The 10835-nt window shown below is 58.9% G+C and carries 7 protein-coding genes; all 7 read left to right on the forward strand.

Annotated features, from left to right (window positions below; all coding sequences use genetic code 11):
* Nucleotides 1-103 precede the first annotated feature (103 nt).
* The 7 genes from CS1BSM3_RS18595 to CS1BSM3_RS27790 all read left to right on the forward strand — a co-directional run bounded on the left by CS1BSM3_RS18595 (nucleotide 104) and on the right by CS1BSM3_RS27790 (nucleotide 10761).
* Entirely contained in the window at nucleotides 104-1165 is a 1062-nt protein-coding gene (locus CS1BSM3_RS18595) for a S1 family peptidase (protein WP_072389411.1), read from the forward strand.
* Nucleotides 1166-1462: 297 nt separating this feature from the next.
* A complete protein-coding gene (locus tag CS1BSM3_RS18600; RefSeq protein ID WP_072389413.1) occupies nucleotides 1463-2770 on the forward strand; it encodes a lipase/acyltransferase domain-containing protein in 1308 nt (435 codons plus the stop codon).
* 487 nt (nucleotides 2771-3257) lie between these two features.
* Entirely contained in the window at nucleotides 3258-4181 is a 924-nt protein-coding gene (locus CS1BSM3_RS18605) for a DUF2493 domain-containing protein (RefSeq protein ID WP_072389415.1), read from the forward strand.
* 754 nt (nucleotides 4182-4935) lie between these two features.
* Nucleotides 4936-8319 (forward strand): CHAT domain-containing protein, encoded by a 3384-nt coding sequence (locus CS1BSM3_RS18615; RefSeq protein WP_072389417.1) that lies wholly within the window; start codon nucleotides 4936-4938, stop codon nucleotides 8317-8319.
* Nucleotides 8320-8456: 137 nt separating this feature from the next.
* On the forward strand, nucleotides 8457-9296 hold the full coding sequence (locus CS1BSM3_RS18620) for a S1 family serine peptidase (protein ID WP_072389418.1): 840 nt from the start codon (nucleotides 8457-8459) through the stop codon (nucleotides 9294-9296).
* Between the two features lie 63 nt (nucleotides 9297-9359).
* On the forward strand, nucleotides 9360-9824 hold the full coding sequence (locus CS1BSM3_RS28090; protein WP_143149272.1) for a hypothetical protein: 465 nt from the start codon (nucleotides 9360-9362) through the stop codon (nucleotides 9822-9824).
* Nucleotides 9817-10761: a hypothetical protein gene (locus CS1BSM3_RS27790; RefSeq protein ID WP_083528720.1), complete on the forward strand. Its 945-nt coding sequence runs from the start codon at nucleotides 9817-9819 to the stop codon at nucleotides 10759-10761. Before CS1BSM3_RS28090 ends, CS1BSM3_RS27790 begins: the two co-directional genes overlap by 8 nt.
* Nucleotides 10762-10835 lie beyond the last annotated feature (74 nt).

The raw sequence follows: 10835 nt of genomic DNA on the forward strand, positions 1-10835 counted from the left end.
TCTGCGGATCAGTGGCGCCGAGACGGGTATCTGCGGGTCGCTAAGCTATTAAAAAAATACCTGAAGATTTTCGTGTGCTCAATTTTCCGCCTTGAGAGGTCGCATGCCATTTCCGCAGTCGTTCTTTCGCGCCGTCTTCCTCGTGACCATGATATTGACAGGCCCTGCCACCGCGGAGCCCCGCGATGAGGCCCTTCGATCGACTGCATTTGTCAGAGTGGGCGGGTCGGATCCGAATGGCCCAGTCCCTAACCGAGTAGGGACAGGCTTTGTTGTCGGCCAAGGCGCCTTCGTCATTACCGCCTACCATACTGTTGCCCCGCCGCCCGGAGGATGGCGGACCAACGATGTCGGCCTGCCAGATCTTCGCATCGCCGTCGTGCTACGCAACGCCATGACCGATCTGCCAAATGACGTGCGCGAAGCCTCTATTGTTGAGATCGATGAGCAGTACGACGTTGCCCTGCTCCAATTTCGGGGAGCAGGGCGGCGCGGACTTGCAACCTGCCCGCAGCCGGAAATGGCAATCGGCGACGATCTCCTGATCGCCGGTCTCAAGCAAGAGAAAGGCGCCTTGGAGCCCCGTCTGGAGCTCAGAAAGGGAAGCTTGGTAGAATCCAGCCCGCGCGATGCTCCCTTTCTCCGGGTCTCGGCCAATACGGAGGAAGGCTTCAGCGGGGGACCGGTCTTCAAGGTCGAGCAAGATGGGCTTCGTCTGGTCGGAATGCTGAAAGGCGGCGCCCCGCTGAGCGTGCGCACAGACAGCATTTTCGCGCCCACACGCGCTCTCAGGCAAAAGATCATCGCCGCTTGCGACGTGCCATGCCGACATCCAGACCACGGCTTGGAACGCTATCTGAGCTCAAGAGATCAGCAGCCTCCCCACATAACGGATTGGCTCAGAGGCGGGGTCGGGCCAGTAAAAGCATGCGACGCCTATGCGGCGGATGAGCGTCGGCAGAATCATGCTGACGTCATTACCGTCATCCGCGCCACCGACCATGACATGCGCTTTTTTACCGGAATGCGCGATGGAAACTATATCGTTCGAGAGGCGCAATACAAATACAGGTGCCAGCTACGCTACGAAAGCGATCCTGTCTACAAGCTTCGGGTTTCCAGCAGTTGTCCGGCAGCGCCAAATCCACGTGGCCTGCCGCGCTAATAGCTAGGGGGGATTATGAATATCAAATGCTTATCCCAGCGAATAACTCTCTTGGTTTTCGGTCTGGCCCTATGTTTTACGACGAGCGCAATCGCGCAATCCCCGAGCCCGCCTGTTCGCCCGTTGGTGTTGATACCAGGAATTCTGGGGTCGGAAATATGGATCGGAGGGCAGCGTGCCTGGGGCTCGGCTGGTGATCTCAGGCATCTTGAAGTCCTGCGCGTAGAAGGCGGACCCCGCGACTTCGAGCCTGCTCCGACCTGCAGTCCAAGCGCGAGGACGCAGACCTGCGGTCTCTTGGAGAGGTTCGGAATTCTGGGACCTCTCAAAGTCGGATTATATTCCGGCCTCGTCACGCATCTGGAAAAAATTGGCTACGTTGCGAGCGGGCAGCACCGCAATCTCTTCATCTTCCCATACGACTGGCGACGCAGCAACTTTCAGACAGCTGAGGCATTTGCGCGCTTCGTTGCCGAGACCCCAGGCCTTGTGGGCAACGACTTCGACATAATTGCTCACAGCATGGGCGGACTCGTCGCTCTGATTTATGCGCACAAATTCGATTCTCCCTCGGCCAGCGAGGCGTGCAAGCCGGCTAAAACATGCCGCATCAAGACCGTGATAACCCTGGGAACGCCGTACCTCGGGTCGATGAACGCCGTCGCCACGCCGGTTGATGGATGGGGATGGGTCTCCCGCCAAATCTCCGGAGGTTCCGATACGATCTCGCGCACTGTTCTGTCGTGGCCATCATTCTATGAGCTCCTCCCGTCCTATTCGGGATGTTGTGACGCCTTCGGAGCCGAGGGACTTCTAAGATTCGGCGGATTTTCGACCCTCTCATATGCATCCGCTGCCGGGGCACCTGCTCAGTCATTGATCGAGAAGGCCCTTGAGCGCCGGCGCGATATCGCGCGCTTGTCGGAATTGGGTTGGCCGAAATACTTGGATGAGCGTTCGCCGCAGTGCGACGACAAACGTCGGAGAGACCGCGTTTACATGTTTGCCGGCGATCGCACGGACACGAGGAGCGTCGCCATCAGAGCGGGACGAGATCTGAAATACCAGGAACGACGCGGCGACGGCACAGTGCTGGTCCGCAGCGCCTCACTGAATAGCGTTGAACGGTCGTGGACGTCATTTGCCGAGCACTCCACAATTTTTGACGACAACAATGTGAGGACAAAGATTGAACAGGTTTTGAAGCGCTGCGCGTGGACGGACGCCGACTTCAAAGCGGAAGAACCGACGATGCATTTCACCAAAGAATCCGGGGAAGAAATCGTGGCCTCGGTGCTGAGCACTTCAGCTCGGATCGAGCAAGTTGTCCTGCCATCCGGATCAAACGCTCTCAATCTCGTCGGTGAGGTATCCGTGGCGGTGCTTGATCCGGTTGTTCCACCCGATGCACGCTACCAGGTGCGTTTGGATGGCCATGTGATAGCGGATGGTGACTTGGGGCAGCCGGTCTTTTCGGATGAGGGAGGTGTCATGCGGTACCGGTTCCAGCGCAATGGCGTTGTTGTATCAGGTGCCGGGCTGGTCGAAGCTGTCGTGCACTTTCAAAGGGGTCCATCAGCAAAGGATCATGCAATAGCGCCCTGATCGGGCAGGCGCGGCTGTCGGATCGGGCAGCCGCATGCAGCGGCTAGGCAAGCTCACCTTCGTTCGAAATCGTCATTCCATTCCTTGTCGGCGTGCTTTTCCGCGACTTGATGGCGATATGAACGGTCATATCGCAACGATTGGACAATCCGGTTCTGCGTCCGAGCCAACAGACAATTGCGCTCACCAGATCAAGGGCTTCTTGCGCGCATCGCCTTATGAGGCGGCGGGCCGCCAGCGATGCGGTCGAGCGACACGGCCTCTCTGCAAGCTCTACCGCACCCGGCCTTCTTAGAGGCGATCGGACGGCAGTCGTCCCGTTCCCGCAACGGTTGCGCGCGGCTTTCTTCGAAAGCCGTGCTCACCGTCCTCCGCTGTGCTCCGGCCGCTGGCGCTTCGCGCCCGCGGTGCGGGTCCGCTCCGCCCGCCGTGAAGGGATCGCCGGAAGGCCGCGATGGGCGCGGCCTCGCACAGGAGGATCTGTTCCATGCCCTTCGATCACCTCTCTGACGGCACTGCGTCACCGACGGCCCATCTGCTCGAAGAGCTCGCGCTTTACGCGCATCGCCCCTTCGACGACGAAGCTGATCCGCGTCCGCTTCCTGAGCCGGCAAAACTGCAAGGTGCGCTTGCAGACATGTTCGACGCACTGGTGGCAAGTCTGTCGGACACGCGGCTCGAGCCCGACCTCGAGGCCCTGCTGTGGTCCGTTGTCAACATCTTCCACCGCCGCATCGACCGCATCGAGCGGGAGCTTGACAGCAATGAGAGCGCGCAACGAGCAAGCCAATGCGATCAAGACGGTTCTGAAGTCCGCTCGGTGGAGCTTGAGCGCCTCATCCGTGAAGGAATAACACTGCTCGAACGCCGCAACAGCTTCGAGTTCATACGCGATACAGCTGCGGAGTTGTTCAACACGCACATGGGCACGACCTGGAGACCCCGCGCCGGATCCATGGTCAACCGTACGACAATGACCGCAGCGATGATCGACAGTCGTGATTTCCTGGCCGCCAAGCATCGAGCCGACATCGAGGTGATGGTGCCTACGGGGCCAAAGATCGCCCTTTCGGGCGGTCTCGACTTCAACGATCATCAGCTGATCTGGGACAGCCTCGACAAGGTGCACGCGAAGCATCCCGACATGGTACTCCTGCACGGTGGTGCGCCGCGCGGCGCCGAAAAGATCGCAGCGTGCTGGGCGGATACACGCCAGGTCACCCACATTCCCTTCAAGCCCAATTGGGCGAAGCACAACAAGTCTGCGCCGTTCAAACGGAACGACGCCCTGCTCGCCGTGCTCCCGATTGGCATCATGGTCTTCCCCGGCAATGGCATCCAGGCCAACCTCGCCGACAAGGCGAAGCAGTTTGGCATTCCTGTGTGGCAGTTTGATTGGGGTGGCGCTTAGCGCCACCCTTTACCAAAACGACACGCTGCCCCTGCACTGATGGCGGTCGGTCATCGTTGTACGCTGTATGTTTCGACAGCAGCAGAGAACGTCATAGGAAGCAATCATTCCCTTAGAACGAACAGTCGTGGCGCGGCCGCTCCGACGCACCCTCAGCGCGAAGATGGCAGTCCCATAGCGCGGCCCAGCGATCCCACGACTGGGAGCGCGCGCTCCGAATTCAGCGAGGATCAGGACTATCCTGCCATCGCAGCAGGGCTATCGAGGACTACAGATCAATAGCTTGCAATCGAACAGGGGATGCTGAGCTATTGCTACGACCAGAACAAGCGACGCCAAAGCGGGGAAAAAACAATTAGCGTCGCACGCTCGATGTCGTGCATGAAGTCTTCATCGTGTACCGAAAGTTCAGGATACATCCGATTGAAGGAGATCATCGAGCGTGTTTCGATTTCGGAATTGGCAGTCAAGAGCGCAGCGGCATCTGAAAATATTGCTCGCATGGCTACTGTCGGCCTTCCTACCTCTCCCGTCCTACGCTCAACAACTCTGCGGCGATCTAAATGTGGCGATAGATCGCTTTTCGTTTCTTGAGCACTTCAAAGACTCCGATCTGAGCGGGGAACAGCCGCACTTTGACTCACCTGCCTGGGCCCGGTGGTCTACGCCCCTAAGGGTTGAGAATTTTGATTTATGCATCCTAAGCAAGCCTGCGGGAAGCTTTAACCTCGCACTCGAGTGTGCTCGAACGGGATTGCGTGAGGATAATGCGCTACTGTTCTTCAAGACGATCGCCGATCAGATCAAAGCTTGTCTTCCACACGGCAAGATCGTCTCCACGAGATCAGAATTCCCCCACAAGATGGAATACGGGTTCGGGCATATCCAACTGAGTTTGGAAACTTCATGGGATCACGGAAAGGCAGGTGCGTACCATGTGGTTCGCTTGGTTCTCGGTGAAGCCCAGGCTGAGTTCGCGCTTCGGCGGGAGCTGCTCGAACTGTCCGAGAGCACGCTGCGGGTGGAGCTCCTCGACGCGAGCGAGCTTGACGACTTCCGCACCAAGGGCGCAGCACTGGTCCGGGAAGCACGCGCACTCTATGGCGACAAAGCCGCGCCTCTAGCTGGAGTACTGGGCGAGGTCGCGGCACTATACAGGCGAAACATCCTCTACGACGAGAGCGCCGACTATTATAGGCAGGCCGCTGAGGCCGGCGATCACAGCGGCAACTTGGATGCCGCCTCAACCGTAAAGACATTGCAGGGCTGGGCATCCGTCCTCGATGAAAGCGGTCGCTACCGAGACGCGGTTCCGGTGTGGCGCAAGCTCTACCAACTACTCTTGACCGAAAGAGGCGAAAGCGATCTCCAAACGGTCAATGCGCTACGCAACCTGGCTAGTTCGCTGAGCGCCGTCGGCGAAGACAGGGAAGGCAACCGGCTCCGTGAGCGAGCCGTCAATATACTCGAGCGAATCGGCGACAGCGACACACGCGAGCTCGAGCTGTTGCTTCGCACCTTAGCATCGGACGCCTGGTGGCAAGGCAGCGACCAAGCGACGGAGGCCCTGTTACGAAGGACAGCGAGACTGGAGCAGCAGCGGCTTCAGGCGGACAAGAGAGCAGACCGTGACTTCTACATGCGCCTCGCCGAGGAGCCGCGAAGTCTGATCGCGCTCTCCCACTTCTACGACGAGAAGGGCCGCGCCGACGAAGCGAAACAGATACTATATGAAGGGCTCCGCTTCATGGAGGGGCTGGTCGGTCCGAAGTCTGAGGCGATGATACCCATATTGATGCAGCTCGCCGAACACCATGCATCCAACGAACAGCCCGACGAAGCGATCACACATCTGCGCACCGTTCGACGCATCGGTGACGACGCGTCCTACTTTGATACTCTGGCTGCTGAGGTCACGGCCGAGTTGAGAGCCGGCCGCTACGAGGCGACAGTGAAGACCGCCTCCTCCGTGCTGGACGAAGCACGGCAACTGCCCGACCTCGAGGAGCGAGAGACCACGGAAATGACGGTTCTTTTGCAGCTCGCCGTAGCCTATCGGAGGCTCGGACGCCAGGCCGAGGCGATCCCGCCAGCGCAACGCCTCGCGGCTCTCTTCGAAAAGTACGCCCAGAAGGACTTTTACAAGGCGTTGTTCTCCACCAAGCACCAGGACATGGCGCAGCTGAGAGTTGAGCTCGCTCATGGTTCCCTATCGGTGGGGCGTATCCAGCACGCCTGGAGCGAGCTTCATCGCGCCGCCACCATTATGCACGAGGTCAATCTGAAGCGGATCCTGCGTAGGACCTCGGACCAGCCTCATAAGCTCGTAGAGGAAGATCAGGTTACCAACGAGGTGCTCTCGCTTCTCTACCAGTTTCAACAAGCCGAACCCAGCCTACAAGGTCGCGCCACCGAGGTTGCTCTGGAGCTATCGCAGTCGCTCTATGCGAGCGGCGCGGCGCGCTCGCTGGCGCAGATGGCCCTGCGCGCCGAAGCCGGAGCTGGCCCGTTGAGCAGTCTTGTTCGCAGCGAACAGGATCTCCGCCTGATGCGCGAGGCACTCGCCAGTCGGCTCGCCCAGGCCCGTGCCAAACAGGATGACCCCTCTTTGGACACGGGGCTGGTGGCAAAGATGAGTGGCCGCCTCAAGGGCATTGACGACGAACTTCGGCACCTTGAGCAGCAAATCGCTCGAGAAAAACCCAGCTATGTCAACCTGCTGCGGCCGCATATCGCTGCTACGGCGGAAATCGCGATGCTTCTGAAGAGCGACGAGGTACTACTCCATATTCAGCCAGGTCCGTCGCTAACGGACATTTGGCTTGTCGCGCATGGAAATATTCGCTGGCACCGGATTAACCTCGGCACTCAGGCGCTGACGGAGCGGGTGGCGATCCTGCGCTGCGGTCTCGATGAGGCGCTGTGGAAGGAGAGCGCCAGCCGAGATCGGTGCCTCGCAATACTGCAAACCCATCCCTATGACGGCATTGGATTCGTAGGCGCCCTACCGTTTGATCTTGAGCGCGCGCACGAACTATACGAAGCCCTGCTCGCACCGTTCGAAGATCTAATCAAGGACAAGCATTTGCTGGTTGTACCTTTGGGTCCGCTCACCAGCCTGCCCTTCGGCGTGCTGGTGACAAAACCGCCCACCAGCGCGATCCCCGAGCACCCCGCCGAGTATCGCGACGTTGCCTGGCTCGGCACACGCCAAGCCATCACCGTGCTGCCGTCAGTATCCTCGCTCAAGGCCCTTCGCGAGCAAGCCAGGGCGAGCCGCGCCAGCAAGACTTATCTTGGAATCGGCAACCCGCTACTCGATGGGCGCTCAAAGGAGGAGCACGGGAAACGTGCCGCGACCGCGCGTGCCTGGCAGCAGTGCCTTGACGTGCCCGCCGAGCCGCAGATCGCCTGGGCGCAGGCCAGCCGCTCCGTTCCGAACCTGAGATTGATGGCTCCTGGCACTCACGCCAATATCAAGCATGTACGCACCCAATCTCCCTTGCCGGAGACAGCGTATGAGGTGTGCCAAATCGCTCGCAGTCTCGGCATGCCAGAAAGCGAGATCATCCTCGGTAATCGAACGACCGAGACGGTGCTAAAGGACCTTTCCGAGAAGGATCGCCTGAACGCCTACCGCATAGTGCACTTTGCCACTCATGGCGCGCTGGCCGGAGAAATGAAAGGCATCTCCGAGCCCGGTCTCATCATGACACCGCCGCCTGCCGAGAGGGCCGATGATCCCAAGACGCTGGATCACGACGACGGTTACCTCAGCGCCTCGGAGATCGCGACGCTCAAGCTTGATGCCGATTGGGTAATTCTGTCGGCGTGCAATACGGCGGGGCCTGCTGGGGAGAACGCCGAGGCGCTGTCAGGCCTCGCCCGCGCTTTCTTCTATGCAGGAGCCCGTACCCTGCTCGTCTCACACTGGGCTGTGGGCTCGCAGACGGCCGTCAGACTTACCACACGGGCATTCGAGGAGATGAAGGCCAATGAACTCAAGGCCAAACCCATCGGTCGGGCAGAATCCTTCCGCCTATCTATGCGCGAACTGATCCGCAACGGATCCTCTCCGATTGATCCGCACCCGATGAAATGGTCGCCGTTCGTGGTGGTAGGCGAGGGCGGCAAGTGAATGGTTATGTCATTGGCGATCGAACGAGACTGGATATCGTGACCGGCTGACGTCAAATGATCGGAATCTGCTTTGTCGTTGCGGTCACCCGTGTGCCGCACATCAGCGATTATCAATTCTGTTGAAGAGAAAGTATCATGGCGAAGTTTAAGGTGTCGTTCTTCATAGCGCTCCTGGTGGGTGTCGCGGGCCTCTCGCCGGAGGCGTCGGCACAGGATGAGGACACCCGTATTGTGGGAGGTGTCGAGACAAGGATCGAGCAGTATCCGTGGCAGGTCGCGCTCAATATCGGGATCGGTGGCCAGTCAGGATTCTGTGGCGGCACTATCATTGAACCTCGTTGGGTGCTGACCGCGGCTCACTGTTTCTATGGTGACAAAAAGGGCGGCTATCGCCGTGCCAAAATCACCGACGTGCAGGTGAAGTCAGGCGCGTCCGATTATACCAAGGGCAGCTGGTCACAAATCGAGCGCCTCGAGATTCACCCCGGCTACAATCCTGATCCCGACGTCGGGGGATGGGAACACGATATTGCACTGATCAAGCTGAAGGCGCCAGCGGCAGGCGAGAGCAGAAAGGTGGATGTTCTCGCCGATCCGACGCTGGCAATTCCCGCTGAACAAAACCTTGAAGTGACCGGCTGGGGCGAGACGCGTTTTTTAGAGGGCGATACGCCACGGATACTGCGTGTGGCCAAAGTCCCTTATCAGGCGACAACGACCTGCAATGCTCCGGCGGCCAACAATGGCCGTGTCAAACCGGGAATGATATGCGCAGGTCATCACGAAGGCAAAGTCGATGCCTGCCGAGGCGATAGCGGGGGACCGCTTGTTTGGCGCACGAGAAAAGGACCCGTACTGGTGGGCATCGTCTCCTGGGGAGAGGGCTGCGGAAGGCATCTCAAGTATGGCGTCTACACACGCGTGTCAGCCTACCGCGATTGGATCGCAAAGACCCTTTCAGCGGGTTCGAACTGAAATCCTTCGTCGCTGTCGGCATCGTCGGGCCTCCGTGAATCGAGTCAGAGCAGAAAACGTCAGATGCCGTACCGTCGATCGTCACTCCTTATCGCCAGTGTCGCAACAATTTCTATATTTGTGACCGTGCCATCGACGGCAAGCGCCGAGGTGGCCCCCGAGAAGGCGCAAAGCGCGCACTTGGATCAGGCAACGGTCAGGAAGGTGATCGGCGGCATCACCACCGAATCGCGCGAAGGTTACGCGACATCATCGAACCGGGCTATTGCTGTCATGGTGATTGACCAGCTTGGTTATCATTCGATCAGACGTGTTCGAAGTAGTGTTTCTCGACATCACCCCAGATCGCGTGCCAAGGGACTAAGAAGTCGCCTTCACCTTGTTCCTCGCGGCAATGCGGCTGTGCCGCACCTCGATCGGAACATTCACAAGTACGGCGAGATCGATCAAGGACAGGGAAAAGAGATTGAGGCGCTCGGACGCTTTCCGGACGGACGCTCGACCAATAAAGCTGTGGTCTATGTCTGACGAACGCATCTTCAATATCTTCGTCTACTTCGATCGTGGAACCGCAACCCAGTATGGTGTCCGTCACCACCGGATCGCAGGGAGCGATCAGGAGAAGACGGCTTATTTGCTGTCGCGCATCGAACAAGATCACCCGATCGCGCGCCGCTTTCACTTTACGCGCAGCTTCACCCCCGAGGAGTGGCTTGCGGTATTCCGGCAAGGACAATCGCTTGGCTATTTCGAAGAGGCATTCGATCTGTTCAGGGCATCCGCAGCGCCCATCTTCTGCATCACATCTGTTGTTGACGGCAGACCGATAGTGGAAAGGCAGATCGGGCCGGAACCCTACCAAGGGGATACCATGACCGCACGGGAAGGATTGGGAGCTGTGCCCGATTATCTTCAGCACTATACGAGCGGAGCAACGTTCCGCTTTACGGATTTGATCCACGACGACTATTTCAAAGCCATACGTGCGCTTTTCAATGCGCAGCTCCATGTTTCGTGCTCCAAGCTGCTCGTGTCGTGCATCGATACGCTTGCCTTTGTCGAATTCGGCGACGTTTCAGGCAATTTCACCAAGTGGGTCGTCACTTACGTCGACCTCACGCCGGTCGGCATTTCCGCCGATGAGCTGTGGGAGTTTCGAAACTCCATCCTGCACATGACGAACCTCGCCTCGAGGAAGGTCGTTGCTGGCAAGGTGTCGCCGATCATGCCTTATGTGGGTGGACCGGAGGCCCTGCCCGCAATGGCCCACGGCGTGCCAAGGCCGTTCAATCTCCACGGGTTGATCAAGGCCCTCGCCGAGGGGATCGGAAAATGGGGTGAGACCTACAACAGTGATCGCGACAAGTTTCTCAAATTCATCGAGCGATACGATACCACCGTTTCGGATAGCCGACTGACCTGGATTCCCCATTCTCAAGCCGACAGAACATCGAGCGTTGCCTGAAGCCAGGTGCCCACATCGAAAAGAACCGAGCGCTTAGTGCGTCGGCCGCGCCAGCCATTGTTGAGGGGCTCTAT

Source organism: Hyphomicrobium sp. CS1BSMeth3, from assembly GCF_900117415.1.
In the GTDB taxonomy this organism is placed as follows: domain Bacteria; phylum Pseudomonadota; class Alphaproteobacteria; order Rhizobiales; family Hyphomicrobiaceae.